This is a genomic window from Microcella alkalica, assembly GCF_014595885.1.
GTDB lineage: Bacteria > Actinomycetota > Actinomycetes > Actinomycetales > Microbacteriaceae > Microcella > Microcella alkaliphila_B.
Genome location: NZ_JABUKC010000001.1, coordinates 317,867 through 334,035, shown reverse-complemented (window position 1 = coordinate 334,035; position 16,169 = coordinate 317,867). Strand labels below are relative to the sequence as shown.

Sequence of the window (16,169 nt, the reverse complement as noted above, 5' to 3'; positions counted from 1 at the left end):
ACGCCCCCGCACCCGTCAACCGACGATCGTCTGACCGTCACACCCCCGCGGCGCGCTCCGCCGTCTCGACGACGTTCGCCAGCAGCAGGGCGCGCGTCATCGGGCCGACACCGCCGGGGTTCGGCGACACCCACGCGGCGACCGACCGCACGTCGTCGGCGACGTCGCCCGCGATGCGGCTCTCGCCCGTCTCGGCGTCGGTGACGCGCGAGACCCCGACGTCGAGCACGATCGCGCCCGGCTTCACGTCGGCCGCCGAGACGATGCCCGGCACGCCCGCCGCGGCGACGATGACGTCGGCGCGACGCAGGTGCGCGGCGAGATCGGTCGTGCCGGTGTGCGTGAGGGTGACGGTCGCGTTGTACTCGCGCCGGGTGAGCAGGCTGCCGATCGCCCGGCCGACGGTGACGCCGCGGCCGACGACCACGACATCCTTGCCCGCCCATGACAGGCCGTGCCGCTCGACGAGCTCGATGACGCCGCGCGGCGTGCACGGCAGCGGCGTGTCGATCGCGCGGTCGACGCGCAGCATGAGGCGGCCGAGGTTCGTCGGGTGCAGCCCATCGGCGTCCTTCTCGGGCGCGACGCGCTCGAGGATCGCATCGGTGTCGAGGTGCTTCGGCAGCGGCAGCTGCACGATGAAGCCCGTCACCTCGGGGTCGGCGTTGAGCTCGTCGATGACGGCCTCGAGCTCGGCCTGCGTCGTCGACTCGGGCAGATCGCGGCGGATCGACGCGATGCCGACCTCGGCGCAGTCGCGGTGCTTGCCGGCGACGTACCAGCGCGAGCCGGGATCGTCGCCGACGAGCACCGTGGCGAGGCCGGGCACGACGCCGCGCTCGCGCAGCGCCGACACCCGCGTCGCCAGCTCGGCCTTGATGGCGCGAGCGGTCGCGGTGCCGTCGAGGAGCTGAGCGGATGCGCCGGTGGGCCGGTGATCCGTCATGCTCACAGACCCGGGTAGAGAGGGAAGGCGGCCGTGAGGGCCTCGACGCGCCCGCGCAGGGCGGCGACGTCGGGGTTCGGCATGAGCGTGTGCGCGATGATGTCGGCCACCTCGGTGAACTCGACCTCGCCGAAGCCGCGGGTCGCGAGGGCCGGGGTGCCGATGCGCACGCCGCTCGTCACCATCGGGGGGCGGGGGTCGAAGGGCACGCCGTTGCGGTTGACGGTGATGCCGACCTCGTGCAGGAGGTCCTCCGCCTGCTTGCCGTCGAGCGGCGACTCGCGCAGGTCGACGAGGGCGAGGTGCACGTCGGTGCCGCCGGTGAGCACGTTCACGCCGGCCCCGGTCGCGTCATCCCGCGTCAGACGATCGGCGAGGATGCGCGCACCGGCGATCGTGCGCTCCTGGCGCTCCACGAACTCGGGCGTCGACGCGAGCTTGAACGCCACGGCCTTCGCGGCGATCACGTGCATGAGCGGGCCGCCCTGCTGGCCGGGGAAGACGGCCGAGTTGAGCTTCTTGAACAGCTCCTCCTCGTTGCTGAGGATGAGGCCCGAGCGGGGGCCGGCGAGCGTCTTGTGCACGGTCGTCGAGACGACGTGCGCGTGCGGCAGCGGCGACGGGTGCAGGCCCGCGGCGACGAGACCGGCGAAGTGGGCCATGTCGACCCAGAGCTTCGCGCCGACCTCGTCGGCGATCTGGCGGAAGGCGGCGAAGTCGAGCTGGCGCGAGTACGCCGACCAGCCGGCGATGATGACGGTCGGCTTGACCTCGTGGGCCTTCGCACGCACGACGTCCATGTCGACGAGCATCGTCTCGGGGTCGACGCCGTACGAGGTGGCGTTGTAGACCTTGCCCGAGAAGTTGAGCTTCATGCCGTGCGTGAGGTGGCCGCCGTGAGCGAGCTCGAGGCCGAGGATGGTGTCGCCCGGCTGCGCGAGGGCGTGCAGCACGGCCGCGCTCGCCGAGGCGCCCGAGTGGGGCTGCACGTTGGCGAACTCGGCGCCGAACAGGGCCTTGGCGCGCTCGATGGCGAGGTTCTCGGCGATGTCGACGAACTCGCAGCCGCCGTAGTAGCGCTTGCCGGGGTAGCCCTCGGCGTACTTGTTGGTGAGTACCGAGCCTTGCGCCTCGAGGATGGCGCGCGAGACGAAGTTCTCGCTCGCGATCATCTCGAGGGTGTCGCGCTGGCGGCCGAGCTCCTGCTCGAGCACGGCGGCGATCTCGGGGTCGACGACGGAGAGGGGCTCGTTGAACGAGCTGGGCAGTGCGGACACGGACGACTCCTGAGGAACGGGCGGAGGCGCACGGCCCCCGCGAGCGGGCGGACGAGCGGCCCAGGCGGACGGCTGCTCACCGTGTCGGTCGCTCCCTGATGGTGACCCATCTCAACGCCAGTCGCGACTTCTCCCAGTCTACGGGCTCGTCTGCGAGGATGCGGCCATGCCGTCCACGCCGCGCTGGGGCTTCCGGGCCGACCTGCTGCGCCCCGCCGACCGCGAGCGCGGCGAGCGTGTCGCCTTCGTCGAGCTGTTCTTCGACCTCGTGTTCGTCTTCGCCCTCACGCAGATCGGCGAGCTCGTGGCGAAGGTCGACGGCGTCGAGTCGGCGCTGCACGCCGTCATCGTTCTCATCGCCGTCTGGTGGCTGTGGATGCACACCACGTGGGTGTCGAACTGGCTCGACCCGCAGCGGCTCCCGGTGCGCCTGGCCCTCATCGTGCTCGCGGGTGCCGGGCTGCTCGTCTCGACCTCGCTCCAGGAGTCGCTCGGCGAGCGCGCGCTCGCCTTTGCCCTCGCCGCCGTCGGCCTGCACCTCGCCCGCACGCTCTTCATGATCGCGGCGGCCGTGCGGCACGACGGCGCGGTCGCGGCCGACTTCGCGCGCATCCTGGGCTGGTTCGCCGCGAGCGGCACCCTGTGGATCGGCGGCGCCCTGCTCGGCTCGGCCCTCGGCCCGCTGCCGCTGCTGACCGCCTGGACGGCCGCGATCGTCATCGAGCTGGCCGGGCCCGCCCTCTCGTACGCGCTGCCGGGCCTGGGTCCCGGTCGCCTGGACGGGTGGGATCTGTCGGCCCACCACTTCGCCGAGCGGGCATCCCTGTTCGTCATCATCGCGATCGGCGAGGGCTTCCTCGTCAGCGGCTTCGCCTTCGTCGAGAACGAGAGCTCGCTCGAGCGCAACGCGGCCATCGCGAGCGCCTTCGTCGCGGCGGGGGCGATGTGGTGGCTGTACTTCGACCACGGCGAGTGGTGGGGCGAGCGAAGAATGAGCAGGGATGCCCGTGCGGGCGCGATCGCGCGCGCCGCGTACGCCTACGCGCACCTGCCGATCATCGCCGGCATCGTGCTCGTCGGTGCGGCCGACAAGACGATCATCGCCCACCCCGACGAGCGCACCGCGATCGCCGTGGCGGCGGTGCTCGGCGGGCCCGCGCTGTTCCTGCTCGGCAACGCCCTGTTCCGGCGCATCGTGGGTGCGCCGGGGCTCGGCGTCGCGCTCGGCGGGGCGCTCGCGTGCGCCGCGCTCGTGCCGCTCGCGCCCGTCGTCGCGCCGTGGGTGCTGTCGCTGCTGTCGACGCTCGTGCTCGCGAGCGCGGCGGCCGCCGACACGGCGCTGCGGCTGCGTCGCGGCGACCGCTCGCGGGGCTGAGGGCGCGGCGCGCCTAACGGCTCGCGTCGTCGCGCTCGAGCGTCGGGATCGGCCCCGTCAGGGGCGAGCCGAACTCGCGCTCGACGGGCTCGGCTCGACGCTCGACGGGCTCGTCGAGCCGCCGTCGGCGGGCGTCGACGACCACGAGCAGCACGAGCGCGAGGGCGATGACCGCGGCCTCGACGACGGGCAGCACGAGCAGTCCGGCGCTGTCGAGCAGCACGCCGCCGACGAGGGCGCCGCCGCCGATGCCGATGTTGAACGACGTGGTGAGCAGCGCGGCGCCGACATCGCGGATGCGCGGCGAGGCCACGTGCAGCAGGCGCGTCTGCAGCATCGCCGGGATGCCGCCGAAGGCGACGCCCCACACCACGATCGCGACGACGACCACGACGGGGATGCCCGAGAACGCGGCGAGGACGGCCACGGCGACGACGACGCCGCCGAGCATCCCGTACAGCCCCGCGCGCGGGAACCGGCCGCCGACGACCCCGGCGAGCACGAGACCGATCGCGCCGGCGCCGCCGTACAGGAACAGCAGCACGCTCACCGAGTCGCGCGGGAACCCGGCCTCGTCGATGATGTACGGCGCGATGTAGGTGTAGAAGACGTTGTGGCCGATGACGATGATCGCCACGAGCAGGCACACGAACAGCACGCCGGGGAAGGTCGGGTCGCGGCGGGCCGGCAGCGGCACCTCGCCCGTGGCGAGCGAGACGCGGTGATCGACGCCCGGCAGGAAGCGCACGACGAGCAGCGCGAGCACGACGACGGAGGCGGCGATGATGCCGAAGGCGGCGCGCCAGCCGAGCGCCTGGCCGATCGCGGTGCCGACGGGCACGCCGAGCACGAACGCGGTCGTGCCGCCCATGCTCGTCACGGCAACCGCCTTCGCGAGCTGCTCGCGCGGCACGAGGTGGCCCGCGTAGGCGCCCGCGATCGCCCAGAACAGGCCGTGCGCGAGGCCGCCGAGCACCCGGGCGCCGACGAGCAGCTCGTAGCTCGGCGCGACGGCGGCGAGCACGTTGGCGAGCGCGAAGACGCCGAGCACGGCAATGAGCAGCCACTTGCGCGAGTAGCGGTGGGTGAGCGCGGCGAGCGGGGTGGTCGAGACGACGACGGTCGCGGCGAAGATCGTGACGAGCAGGCCCACCTGCGACTGGCTGACGTCGAGGTCGCCGGCGATGTCGGGCAGCAGGCCAGTCGGCAGGAACTCGCTCGTGACGAGCACGAAGATCGCGGCGGCGAGGGTCAGCAGGCCGACCCAGGGGAAGGGGCGCTCGGCGGAGGGGGTGGTGGAGTTCATGGTGACGCTCTCGTGGTCGGCGTGGCGGGCCGACGCATCCGGGGATGCTCGGCGGAGCATCCGCGTCTACGCTAACGTGCCCGCGCCCCCGCAATAGGCTGGGGCGTGTGACCGCCACCCTCCACCACTGGATCGTCACCCTCGTCTGCGACGACCAGCCCGGCATCGTGCACGCCGTCACGGGCTCGATCGTCGAGGCCGAGGGCAACATCACCGAGCTGCAGCAGTTCTCGAGCCTCGAGTCGGGCCGCTTCTTCCTGCGCCTGCAGACCGAGACGCCCGCCGACCACGACCGCCTGCTTGCGGCGCTGCAGCCCGTCATCGACCGCTACGGCATGGCCTGCCGCATCGACCGGGTGGGTCGCCCGCTGCGCACGCTCGTGCTCGTGTCGAAGGCGGCGCACTGCCTCAACGATCTGCTGTTCCGGCAGCGGGCGGGGCAGCTGCCGGTGGAGATCCCGCTCGTGCTCGGCAACCACCCCGACCTCGGCGAGCTCGCGAGCTTCTACGGCGTGCCGTTCGAGTCGCGGCCGGTGACGAACCCGGAGGAGAAGGCGGCGTTCGAGGCGCGCGTGCTCGAGGCGGTCGAGGCGCACGACATCGAGCTCGTCGTGCTGGCCCGCTACATGCAGATCCTCTCCCCCGAGCTGTGCGAGCGGCTCGCCGGGCGGGCGATCAACATTCACCACTCGTTCCTGCCGGGCTTCAAGGGCGCGAACCCGTACAAGCAGGCGCACACGCGCGGCGTGAAGCTCATCGGCGCGACCGCGCACTTCGTCACGAGCGACCTCGACGAGGGCCCCATCATCGAGCAGAACGTGGTGCGCGTCGACCACTCGCGCAGCGTCGCCGAGCTCGTCGCGATCGGGCAGGACGAGGAGAGCCGCACCCTCAGCCAGGCCGTCACCTGGTTCGCGGAGGATCGCGTGCTGCTCGACGGCCAGCGCACCATCATCTTCAAGTAGGTCCGTGCGCATGACGACGGCCCGGGCCTCCTGAACAGGACCCGGGCCGTCGTGGTTCATCGCACTACGGCGTCGGCGCTGCCGCCCCCGTGTCGACCGTGACCACCGTGAAGGCGCCCGTGTCGCCGTAGCTCACGAGGCCGAGGTAGCTGGAGTCGGGCTCGAGCCCGCTCCACGAGGCGGTGTAGCTGGTCTCGACGCCCTGTTCGCCGGCGAGCACGGCCGGGTCGAGCGCGAGCTCGGCGCCGCCCGGCACCACCGAGGTGACGGTGAGATCCCAGCCGACCGTGCCCGGCGCCGAGTAGACGTCCGCGAGCACGAGGTACTGGCCGGCCTCCGGCGCGACGAGATCGACGCGCTCGTCGGCCGCACCCGTCGCCGAGACCCAGACCGCGATCGGGGTGCCGGTGTCGTCGAGCTGGTAGACCACGAGGTCGAGGTCGGCCGTGTCGTCGAGCGAGTCGAGGTCGAAGCGCGCCATCGCGGCACCTGCCGGCACATCGACCGTGTACTCGGCGGTGAAGCCCGTCGCCCCCGTGCCGGAGAGCACGTCGCCGAGCGAGAGCCCCGTGGTGGCCAGAGCGATGTCGCCCGTGCCGCCGGGGGTTACGCTGACCTCGACCGAGCCGTCGACGCCCTCGCCGGCGACCTCGGCCGCGGCGATGATCGTCACGGGCTTGGCCGCGAGGGGCGAGCGCACCGTCGTGTCGCCCGAAGTCCACGTGAGCGAACCGGTCGCCCAGGCGTCGAGCGTGGCGGTCGTGCGGGCGAAGGTGACCGTGAACGTCGCCGTCTCGCCCGCCGCGCCGAAGCTCAGCGTCGAGGGCTCGACCGTGACGTCCATGCCCGCCATGCCCTGCACCGAGGCGGTGAAGGTGCCGGCCTGCGTCGCGGTGACCGTGCGGGTCACCGTCTGCGGGGCGGTCATCTCACCGACGGTGAGCGAGGCGAGGTTGAGGTCGCTCGGGTCGACGGGGTCGACCGAGTCGCCCAGCCCGTAGCCGATGCCCTCGATGTAGCTGTACCAGTCGCCGAGGTCGTTGAGGTACAGCAGGCCCGGCTCGAAGAATCGCGTCGGGTCGGCGTGGCCGGCGCCCTGCGCGAACGGGTCGGTCATCGGCGAGCCGTCGGACTTCTTGGTGTCGTAGGCGGTCGTCATGAGAGCCGACTTGACCTCCGCAGGCGTCGCCGTCGGACGCTCGCCCAGGTACAGCAGCGCGAGGCCGGCGATGTGGGGAGCCGCCATCGACGTGCCGCTGAGGAAGTTGAACGTCGGAGCGACGCCCTCGCGGTGCGACGTGGCGGCGAGGATGCCCACGCCGGGAGCCGCGATGTCGGGCTTGAGGATGTCGCTGCCGTCCGCCAGCACCGGACCGCGCGACGAGAAGCCCGCCACCTGCGGCACGGCCGTCACGACGTCGGTCGAGTTGCCGAACGCGAGGCTCGCGGTCGCTCCCGCGGTCGCGGCGTACGCGCGCACGGCGTCGCGGTACTCGCTGTTGAGGTGCACCGTCGGCACCGAGTGCGCATCGGCATCCACCGAGCCGGGCGTGACGTTGACCATGATCATGCCGATGCCGCCCACGCGAGCGACCTCGGCCGACTTGGCCACGCGGTCGTAGACGCCGCGGTCGCAGACCACGATCGTGCCCTCGGCGACCTTCGCCGCGTCGAGCGCGCCCGGCGCGCAGAGCTTGACGTCGGCCTCGGTGGCGCCCGCGGCGCCCAGCACGTCAGAGAGCACGAGCGAGCCGGTGAGCGGCTCCGCGCCCTCGGTCATGTCGACCGTGATCGAGGCGCCGGCGTAGGCGTCGCCGTTGCCGAGCGTCGCAGTCGCCTCGTACGAGGGGATCGTGCTCGCGGCGACCGTCGTGATCCACGGGCTCGCGTTGTCGAGCGTGGAGTAACCCGGTCCGGAGTTGCCGGCCGACGCCGAGACGAAGATGCCCGCCGCGGCCGCGCCGAGGAACGCCTGGTCGATGATCGACACCGTCGAATCGGCGGCACCGCCACCGATCGAGTAGTTGATCACGTCGACGCCGTCGAGCGTCGCGGCCTCAATGCCGGCGAGCAGGTCGCTCGTCGCGCAGCCGTCGTCGGCGGTCGAGGCGGCGTCCTTGCCGTTCCAGCAGACCTTGTACGCCGCGATCTTCGCGCCGGGGGCCACGCCGGAGATCTGGCCGAAGTCGATGCCGGCGACCTCCGCGTCGACGAGGTGGTTGCCCGCCGCGGTGCCCGCGGTGTGCGAGCCGTGGCCGTCACCGTCGCGCGGCGAGAGGAACTCGCCCGGCCCGGTCTTCACGTCGCCGATGTTCTGCTTGCCGAAGCCGTCGACGAAGTAGCGGGCGCCGATGACCTTCGTGCTGCAGTCGTCGACCGAGAACTGCGTGCCGGTCTGGCACTCGCCGACGAACGTGCCGCCGTCGGCCTTCTCGAAGACAATGGTCTTGCCCGAGCGATACGGGGTGTCACCCGGCTTCTTGCCGAGCTTGTCACCGGCGAACGACGGGTTCTCAGGCGCGATGCCCGTGTCGAGCACGCCGATCACGATGCCCTCGCCCGCGGTCTCGGCGCCGCCGACCTTCTCCCACAGCCCGCCGGGGCCCTCGAGGCCGAGGAACTCGGTGCCCGGCACCGACGTGACCTTCAGCAGCTCGTCGGGCGCGATCGCCACGACGCCGCGCTGGGCGGCGAGCTTCGCCGCCTGCGCGGCGGTGAGGTCGGCCGTGAAGGCGTTGACCGTGGTCGTGTACGAGGCGGCGATCTGCGCGTCGACCGCTGCCGCGGTCTCCTGCTGCTGCTGCTTGAGGTACTGACGGTACTCGGCGACCGCCGAGCGCTTCGGGTCGAGCTGCTCGCCCTTCTTCGGGGCGGTGCGCGCGAAGCCGTCGACGCCGCCCTCGTAGGCGGCGGCGGCATCGTCGGCGAGCAGCACGACGTAGCGGCCATCGTCGAAGGCCGCGGCCGAGACGGTGGGCTCCTTCGGCGCCGCGGTCGACGTCATCGGCGCCGCGAGCACGCCAGCCGCGACGAGCGCGGTGCCGGTGGCGAGGGAGAGGAGGGAACGGAGGGGAGGTGATGCCGGTGTGCGGCGTGCCCGTGGTGTCACAGCGTTGTGCATCCTTCGTGTGGAGGTGGGCGCTGCAGAAACGATGGTCTGCAACCGTGGATTGGCCAAACATATGCCCCGTGAACACGGGTAGACAACCTTTTCTGTTTCGACTGTGTAAAGCTTCGCGCCGCCGCTCGGCGGCCGCTCTCGCGCGACGCTCATGGCGCGCGGAGCAAACCCTCCAGCCCGCTCCAGCGAATACTCATCGATCATCGGGATGCTGAACCCGGGTCTGCCGCTCGCTCGCGTCGAGCATCCGCCCGCTCAGCCCGCCCGACCACAGCCTGCCTCGCCCGGAGGATCCATGACCCGTTCGACCCGACCCGCCGCCGCGCCGCTCGCGGGCGCCGCCGCCGCGGCCGCGCTGCTGACGACGCTCGCCGGCTGCGCGACCGCCGCCGACGCCGGCACCGACGCGGCACCGGAGGCGCCGAGCGGCGCCGAGGCCGACACCTCCGCCGTCTACGACGACGGCACCTACAGCGCCAGCGGCGAGTACCAGAGCCCGAACGGCGGCGAGAGCATCATCGTCGAGCTCACCCTCGAGGGCGACATCGTCACCGACGTGACGGTGCAGACGAACGCCAACAACCCGACGACCGAGCGGTTCCAGGGCCTGTTCGCCGGCGGCATCGCCGCCGAGGTCGTCGGCAAGGACATCGACACCCTCAACGTGACGCGCGTGGCCGGGTCGTCGCTGACGAGCGGCGGGTTCCGCGACGCCCTCGAGCAGATCAAGGCGGATGCCCTCGCCGGCTGACGCGGGCGACGCCTGGCTCTTCGAGGCGATCGGCACCGCGTGGCGCATCGACGCCGCGCGCGGGCTCGACGACGACGACCGCTCCGCGGTGCTGGCGCGCGTCGAGCGGTTCGACCGCGACTGGTCGCGCTTCCGTGACGACTCGCTCGTGGCCCGCATCGCGGCCGCGCGCGACGGCGGCGAGTGGCCGCTGCCCAATGACGCGGGCCCGCTGCTCGACCTCTACGAGCGCCTGCACGCCGCGACCGGCGGGCGGGTGAGCCCGCTCGTCGGCGCCTCGCTCGAGCGGCTCGGCTACGACGCGACCTACCGGCTGCGGCCCAGCGGCGAGCCGGTGCCGGCACCCGCCTGGGCCGAGACGCTCGACCTCGAGCGCGCCGACGCCGGGGCTGTGCGGCTGCGCACGCGCACCGGCGTGCTGCTCGACGTGGGCGCGGCCGGCAAGGGGTACCTCGTCGACCTCGTCGGCGACCTGCTCGCGGCCCGCGGCGCGGTCGAGACGGTCGTCGACGGCAGCGGCGACCTGCGGGCGCTGGGCGGGGCGGGCATCCGGGTCGCCCTCGAGAACCCCGCCAACCCGACGAAGGCGGTCGGCGTCGTCGAGCTGCGCGATGCCGCGCTCGCCGCCTCGTCGCCGTCGCGACGGGCGTGGGGCGAGGGCCTGCACCACATCATCGACGCCGTGACGGGCCGCCCCGTCGGCGGGATCATCGGCACGTGGGTCGTCGCCGCTACCGCCCTCGAGGCCGACGGCCTCGCGACGGCGCTCTTCGTCGCCGAGCCGGCCGAGCTCGAGGCGGCGTTCGACTTCACCTGGGTGAGGATGTTCAGCGACGGGCGCCTCGAGGCGAGCGTCCGATGGGAGGGCGAGCTGTTCCGATGAGAGCGATCGTGGATGCCGTGACCGGCCGCGTGAGCATGTACCGGCTGACGGTCATCGCCCTCGCCGCCGTGCTCGCGATGGGCGTGCTGCTGGGGTCGCTCGGCGTGATCGGCATCGACCCGCTCGGGCTGCTCGCGATGCTCGGCGTCGTCGGCGTCGCGACCCTCGGCGCGAACGAGGCGGCGGCGCGGCTCGCGCGCGTCGTGCCGCACCGCGAGTCGAGCGTCATCACCGCCCTCATCATCGCGTGCCTCCTGCCGCCGTCGGCCGCGACGATGGATCTCGTCGGCGCCGCGCTCGCGGGCATCGTCGCGGCGCTGTCGAAGTACCTCGTCGTGTGGCGCGGTCGGCACATCCTCAACCCGGCCGCGACGGGCGTCTGGGTCGCCGGCCTCACCGGCCTCACGGTCGGCATCTGGTGGATCGCGACGCCCGCGATGCTGCCCGTCGTCGCCCTCGGCGCCCTCCTGCTGCTCGACCGCACGCGGCGGCTCGACATCGGCCTGCTGCTCGTCGTGCTCGTCGTCGCGATCATCGGCACGCGGGTGACGCTCACGGGCGCGACCCCGCTCGATGCCTACCTCTCGATCCTCGTGCTGTACCCGGTCGTCTTCCTCGCCGGCTTCATGCTGACCGAGCCGATCACGCTGCCGCCGCGGCGCTGGCAGCAGTGGCTGACCGCCGCGGTCGTCGCGGTCGCGTTCTCGGTGCCGTTCTCCTTCCCGGTCGGCCCCGTGCTGATCTACACCTCGCCCGAGCTCGCCCTGCTCATCGGCAACATCGTCGCCTTCGCGGTGTCGCGCCGGCGAGGGTTCGCCCTGCGGCTGACGGGCACTCGCGCCCTGTCGCCGTCGGCGACGGAGTTCCGCTTCGCGCCGACCCGCCCCGTGCCCTTCGAGGCCGGCCAGTGGCTCGAGCTGCACCTGCCGCACCGCGCCGACATCCGCGGCACGCGCCGCGTCTTCTCGATCGCCTCGGCGCCGTCGGCGGCGGACGGCGAGGCCCCCGAGGTCGCGATCGGGCTGCGGATGCCCGAGCAGGGTTCCTCCTTCAAGCGCGAGCTCGCCGCCCTCGAGCCGGGGTCGCTCGTGCGGGCGACGCAGGTGAGCGGCGACTTCCTCCTCCCCCGCGACCCGGCGGAGCCTGTCGTGCTCGTCGCCGGCGGCATCGGGGTCACCCCCTTCGCGAGCCAGCTCGCCGAGGTCGCGCGACGCGGCGAGCAGCGCGACGTCGTCGTCGTGGTCGTGCCCTCGCGCGACGGCGAGGTGCTCTACCGCGACGTGCTCGAGGCCTCCGGCGCGCGCGTCGTCGAGCTCGACCGCGACGACCTGAGCGGCGAGAGCCTGCGGGCCGCGGTGCCCGACATCGCGCGTCGTCGCGGGTACGTCTCGGGGGCGCCCGCGCTCGTGGCGGCGGGGCGCTCGGCGCTGCGCGCGGCCGGGGCGAAGCGCGTGCGCACCGACTCCTTCGCGGGGTACTAGGGCTGCTCGGCGAGCTCGCGTCGGGCATCCTCGCCGCCCTTCAGGAGGCCGAGGTGCTCGAGCTTCGCCATGCGCGAACCATTGGCACTCGACCATGCCGAGTGCTAATCTCGACGTAGTTGAGCCATAGCGACTCAACTTTCGAGACCGCTTGTGAAGGAGGACCTCATGACCATGTTCTTCGACCCGTTCCGCGAGCTCGACCGCGTCGCCGGCACCCTGCTCGACCGCCGCGAGAGCCCGCGACTCATGCCGATGGACGTCTATCGCGACGGCGACCACTTCGTACTCAGCGCCGACCTGCCGGGCGTCGACCCGGGCAGCGTCGACGTCGACGTCGACGGTCAGCTGCTCACGATCCGCGCCGAGCGCACGCCCCGCTCGAACGAGGGCGTGCAGTGGCTCACGCGCGAGCGCCCCTCGGGCCAGTACCTGCGCCAGCTCACCCTCGGCAAGGACATCGACACCGAGGGCATCAGCGCCCACTACGAGAACGGCGTGCTGAGCGTCATGCTGCCCGTGCTCGAGAAGGCGAAGCCGCGCAAGATCGCCGTGGCGACCACCACGGATCGCGCGCAGGTCACCGCCTAGCTCGCGACCGCGCCGTCGCGCGGGCCGTCGAGGCCGGCCACCGGCCCGGCGCCCGCGCGCACGGCGCGCAGCGCCCCCAGGATCGCGACGAGGTCGACGACCTCCTGCAGGGCTGCGCCCGCGATCGCCGGCAGCAGCCCGACCGCGGCGACGAGCATGAGCCCGACCGAGATCGCGATGCCGAGCCAGATGCTCTGCAGCGCGATGCGCACCGTGCGGTGCCCGATCGCGACGGCGCGCGCCACGCGCGAGACGTCGTCGAGCAGGATGACGACGTCGGCCGACTCGCTCGCCGCCGTCGAGCCCTTCGCCCCCATCGCGATGCCGACGTCGCTCACGGCGAGCACGGGGGCGTCGTTGACGCCGTCGCCCACCATGACGACCGGGCGCGGTCGCGCCTCCCGGATGAGCCGCACCTTGTCGTCGGGCAGGCACTCCGCGTGCAGCTCGGTGATGCCGAGCGCCTCGGCGATCGGGCGCGCGGTCGCCTCCACGTCGCCCGTGACCATGAGGGTGCGCGTCACGCCGAGGCGTGCGAGGGCGTCGAGGGTGCGGGCGGCGTCGGGACGCACGGCGTCGCGCAGCGTGATCGTGCCGGCGAAGCGACCGTCGACCGCCGCGTAGACGACGGCCTCACCGCTCGCCGCCGGCCGCCGCTCGAGGTCGGGCGCGTGCTCGGCCACGAAGGCGGGCTTGCCGACCACGACGCCGCGCCCGCCGACGGTCGCCTCGACGCCGAAGGTGGCCGCCTCGCGCGCGTCGACCGCGTCGGCGAGCACGAGCCCGCGCTCGGTCGCCGCGCGCACGAGCGAGTCGGCGAGCACGTGCGACGAGGCGCGCTCGGCCGAGCCGACGAGCGCCAGCAGCTCGTCGCCGTCGAACCCCGGCTGCGGATGCACCCCGAGCACCTCGGGGCGGCCCTCGGTGAGGGTGCCGGTCTTGTCGAAGGCGACCGTCCTCGCGCGCGCGAGCTGCTCGAGCGAGCCCGCGTCCTTCATGACGATGCCGCGCTTCGCGGCGCTCGACATGCCGCCCATGAACGCGACCGGCGCCGCGATGAGCAGCGGGCAGGGCGTCGCCACGACGAGCACCTCCGCGAAGCGCACCGGGTCGCCGCTGACCGCCCAGGCGACGCCGGCGATCGCGAGGCTCACGAGCGTGAACGGCACCGCGTAGCGGTCGGCCAGGCGCACCAGGGGCGCCCTCGACGACGAGGCGTCGCGCACGAGCTCGACGATGCGCTGGTACTGCGAGTCGGCGGCGACGGCGGTCGCGACGACCTCGATCGCGGCGGCGCCGTTCACCGAACCGCTCAGCACCGTGTCGCCCGCCGACTTCTCGACGGGCAGGCTCTCGCCCGTGAGCGACGACTCGTCGAGCTCGGCGCGCGCCGACACGAGGGCCGCGTCGACCGGGACGAGCTCTGCGGGGCGCACCAGCAGACGATCGCCGACCCGGACATCCGCCGCCGGCACGTCGGTGACCGAGCCGTCGCCCCCGAGCCGGTGCGCCAGCTGCGGCACCCGGTCGAGCAGCGCGCGCAGCTCGCGCTGGGCGCGACCCGCGGCGGCGACCTCGAGGGCCTCGCCGCCGGTCAGCATGAGCACGATGACGAGGCTCGCGCCCCACTCGCCGACCACGACCGTGCTCACGATCGCGGTCACGGCGAGGATGTCGAGGCCGAACTGCTTCGCAAGCAGGCCGCGGATCATGCGCACGGCCTCCATCGCGGCGATCGCGAGCGCGTAGACCGAGCTCAGCAGCCGCGCCGCTGGCTCGAGACCGGCGAGCAGCAGGGCGACCGCGACCGCGCCGACCACCAGGGTCAGCGCGACGAGCGGGAAGCGGCGCACGGCCGAGGCGAGGCGAGTCACGCCGTCAGGTCTACTCGCCACGCTGCTGCGGCGCCAAGAAGGGCATCCTGACCGCCGAGCGTCGTCAGGCGCAGGTGCAGCGCTGCTCCTGCGGCACGCCCTCGAGCGCCTGCTCGATGTGCTGGCCGCAGCCGGCCCAGGTGGTCTTGCCGCAGCGGTCGCAACGAGCGGGAGAGCACATGATCGGTTCCTTCCGGAGACGGGGCGCGCGATGCCGCGCACCTCGATAATACCCCCGGGGGTATGGGATCGCGACCGCCCCGAGAACGACGGATGCCCGTGGCGCGTGCCACGGGCATCCGTCGGTTCGCGGTCGGCTACGCGCCGAGTCGCGCCTTCAGGTTCTCGTCGAGGGCGGCGAGGAAGTCCTCCGTCGTCAGCCACTCCTGCTCGGGGCTCACGAGCAGCGCGAGGTCTTTCGTCATCTTGCCGCTCTCGACGGTCGTGATGACGACATCCTCGAGGGTCTCGGCGAAGGTGATGAGCTCGGCGTTGCCGTCGAGCTTGCCGCGGTGCATGAGGCCGCGCGTCCAGGCGAAGATCGACGCGATCGGGTTCGTCGACGTCGGCTTGCCCTGCTGGTGCTGGCGGTAGTGGCGCGTGACGGTGCCGTGCGCGGCCTCCGCCTCGACGATCCTGCCGTCGGGCGTGGTGAGCACGCTCGTCATGAGGCCGAGCGAGCCGAAGCCCTGCGCAACGGTGTCGCTCTGCACGTCGCCGTCGTAGTTCTTGCAGGCCCAGACGTAGCCGCCCTCCCACTTCATGGCCGAGGCGACCATGTCGTCGATGAGGCGGTGCTCGTAGGTGATGCCGGCGGTCTCGAACTGGTCCTTGAACTCGGCGTCGAAGATCTCCTGGAAGATGTCCTTGAAGCGGCCGTCGTACGCCTTGAGGATCGTGTTCTTCGTCGAGAGGTACACGGGGTAGCCGCGCGAGAGCCCGTAGTTGAGCGAAGCGCGCGCGAAGTCGCGGATCGAGGCGTCGAGGTTGTACTGCACCTGCGCGATGCCGTCGCCCGGGGCCTGGTAGACCTCGAACTTCTGCGGCTCGCCGCCATCCTTCGGCGTGAACTCGACGGTCAGCGTGCCCTCGCCCTTGAACAGGAAGTCGGTGGCGCGGTACTGGTCGCCGAAGGCGTGACGGCCGATGATGATCGGCTTGTTCCAGCCGGGCACGAGGCGCGGGATGTTCGAGATGATGATCGGCTCGCGGAAGATGACGCCACCGAGGATGTTGCGGATCGTGCCGTTGGGGCTCTTCCACATCTTCTTGAGGCCGAACTCCTCGACGCGGGCCTCGTCGGGCGTGATGGTGGCGCACTTCACGCCGACGCCGTGCTTCTGGATGGCGTGGGCGGCGTCGATCGTGACCTGGTCGTCGGTCACGTCGCGGTGCTGGATGCCCAGGTCGTAGTACTCGAGCGTGATGTCGAGGTAGGGGTGGATGAGGCGGTCCTTGATGAACTGCCAGATGATGCGGGTCATCTCGTCGCCGTCGAGCTCGACGACGGTGCCCTCGACCTTGATCTTCTGCACGGGGATCCTTTCGCACGTTCGCGGGCGTCGAGGGTGATCGACGACCGGGGGCCGCGTCGGCGGC

The 16,169-nt window shown here is 72.5% G+C and carries 12 protein-coding genes and 1 riboswitch; of the genes, 6 read left to right on the top strand and 6 right to left on the bottom strand.

Annotation, left to right across the window (positions count from 1 at the left end; all coding sequences use genetic code 11):
* Positions 1 to 37: 37 nt before the first annotated feature.
* Together ID804_RS01605 and glyA are read right to left on the bottom strand one after the other, a co-directional pair.
* The gene (locus tag ID804_RS01605) at positions 38 to 946 is read right to left on the bottom strand and encodes a bifunctional methylenetetrahydrofolate dehydrogenase/methenyltetrahydrofolate cyclohydrolase (RefSeq protein ID WP_169077760.1); all 909 of its coding nucleotides are present in this window, start codon (positions 944 to 946) and stop codon (positions 38 to 40) included.
* Between the two features lie 2 nt (positions 947 to 948).
* Positions 949 to 2,223 carry a serine hydroxymethyltransferase gene (gene glyA, locus ID804_RS01600; RefSeq protein WP_188219134.1) on the bottom strand — a complete coding sequence of 425 codons (1,275 nt, stop codon included), beginning with the start codon at positions 2,221 to 2,223 and terminating at the stop codon, positions 949 to 951.
* Between the two features lie 51 nt (positions 2,224 to 2,274).
* A riboswitch (ZMP/ZTP riboswitch) is annotated at positions 2,275 to 2,358 on the bottom strand.
* 31 nt (positions 2,359 to 2,389) lie between these two features.
* Here glyA and ID804_RS01595 point away from each other — a divergent pair.
* Positions 2,390 to 3,598 carry a low temperature requirement protein A gene (locus ID804_RS01595; protein WP_169077211.1) on the top strand — a complete coding sequence of 403 codons (1,209 nt, stop codon included), beginning with the start codon at positions 2,390 to 2,392 and terminating at the stop codon, positions 3,596 to 3,598.
* 13 nt (positions 3,599 to 3,611) lie between these two features.
* Here ID804_RS01595 and ID804_RS01590 read toward each other — a convergent pair whose 3' ends face one another.
* Positions 3,612 to 4,964, bottom strand: coding sequence for an MFS transporter (locus ID804_RS01590; protein WP_223158883.1), 1,353 nt, complete (start codon positions 4,962 to 4,964; stop codon positions 3,612 to 3,614).
* Positions 4,965 to 5,011: 47 nt separating this feature from the next.
* Between ID804_RS01590 and purU the strand changes: the two genes are divergently transcribed.
* On the top strand, positions 5,012 to 5,869 hold the full coding sequence (gene purU, locus ID804_RS01585) for a formyltetrahydrofolate deformylase (RefSeq protein ID WP_317451132.1): 858 nt from the start codon (positions 5,012 to 5,014) through the stop codon (positions 5,867 to 5,869).
* A 64-nt stretch (positions 5,870 to 5,933) separates the two neighbouring features.
* Here the strand turns inward: purU and ID804_RS01580 are convergent, their stop codons facing one another.
* Positions 5,934 to 8,873 carry a S8 family serine peptidase gene (locus tag ID804_RS01580; RefSeq protein ID WP_223158882.1) on the bottom strand — a complete coding sequence of 980 codons (2,940 nt, stop codon included), beginning with the start codon at positions 8,871 to 8,873 and terminating at the stop codon, positions 5,934 to 5,936.
* Between the two features lie 412 nt (positions 8,874 to 9,285).
* On the opposite strand from ID804_RS01580, the gene ID804_RS01575 reads away from it, so the two are divergent.
* From ID804_RS01575 to ID804_RS01560, 4 genes are all read left to right on the top strand, one after another.
* A complete protein-coding gene (locus tag ID804_RS01575) occupies positions 9,286 to 9,741 on the top strand; it encodes a hypothetical protein (RefSeq protein WP_169077208.1) in 456 nt (151 codons plus the stop codon).
* Positions 9,725 to 10,624 carry an FAD:protein FMN transferase gene (locus ID804_RS01570; RefSeq protein ID WP_169077207.1) on the top strand — a complete coding sequence of 300 codons (900 nt, stop codon included), beginning with the start codon at positions 9,725 to 9,727 and terminating at the stop codon, positions 10,622 to 10,624. The genes ID804_RS01575 and ID804_RS01570 overlap by 17 nt, the downstream gene beginning before the upstream one ends.
* An 8-nt stretch (positions 10,625 to 10,632) precedes the next feature.
* Positions 10,633 to 12,105 carry an FAD-dependent oxidoreductase gene (locus tag ID804_RS01565; protein ID WP_169077206.1) on the top strand — a complete coding sequence of 491 codons (1,473 nt, stop codon included), beginning with the start codon at positions 10,633 to 10,635 and terminating at the stop codon, positions 12,103 to 12,105.
* A 168-nt stretch (positions 12,106 to 12,273) separates the two neighbouring features.
* Positions 12,274 to 12,696, top strand: coding sequence for an Hsp20/alpha crystallin family protein (locus ID804_RS01560; RefSeq protein WP_169077205.1), 423 nt, complete (start codon positions 12,274 to 12,276; stop codon positions 12,694 to 12,696).
* On the opposite strand, the gene ID804_RS01555 is transcribed toward ID804_RS01560, so the two are convergent.
* Together ID804_RS01555 and ID804_RS01550 are read right to left on the bottom strand one after the other, a co-directional pair.
* A complete protein-coding gene (locus ID804_RS01555; RefSeq protein ID WP_169077204.1) occupies positions 12,693 to 14,570 on the bottom strand; it encodes a heavy metal translocating P-type ATPase in 1,878 nt (625 codons plus the stop codon). The genes ID804_RS01560 and ID804_RS01555 overlap by 4 nt on opposite strands.
* A 317-nt stretch (positions 14,571 to 14,887) precedes the next feature.
* Complete coding sequence (locus ID804_RS01550) at positions 14,888 to 16,105, bottom strand: NADP-dependent isocitrate dehydrogenase (RefSeq protein ID WP_169077203.1); 1,218 nt, start codon at positions 16,103 to 16,105, stop codon at positions 14,888 to 14,890.
* Positions 16,106 to 16,169 lie beyond the last annotated feature (64 nt).

What these genes read in the sequence shown, in the direction of transcription:
- ID804_RS01605 (WP_169077760.1), bottom strand. Translation starts at nt 946, where the DNA reads ATGACGGATCACCGGCCCACCGGCGCATCCGCTCAGCTCCTCGACGGC.
- ID804_RS01595 (WP_169077211.1), top strand. Translation starts at nt 2,390, where the DNA reads ATGCCGTCCACGCCGCGCTGGGGCTTCCGGGCCGACCTGCTGCGCCCC.
- ID804_RS01590 (WP_223158883.1), bottom strand. Translation starts at nt 4,964, where the DNA reads ATGCTCCGCCGAGCATCCCCGGATGCGTCGGCCCGCCACGCCGACCAC.
- ID804_RS01580 (WP_223158882.1), bottom strand. Translation starts at nt 8,873, where the DNA reads ATGACGTCGACCGCGGCGCCGAAGGAGCCCACCGTCTCGGCCGCGGCC.
- ID804_RS01575 (WP_169077208.1), top strand. Translation starts at nt 9,286, where the DNA reads ATGACCCGTTCGACCCGACCCGCCGCCGCGCCGCTCGCGGGCGCCGCC.
- ID804_RS01570 (WP_169077207.1), top strand. Translation starts at nt 9,725, where the DNA reads ATGCCCTCGCCGGCTGACGCGGGCGACGCCTGGCTCTTCGAGGCGATC.
- ID804_RS01560 (WP_169077205.1), top strand. Translation starts at nt 12,274, where the DNA reads ATGACCATGTTCTTCGACCCGTTCCGCGAGCTCGACCGCGTCGCCGGC.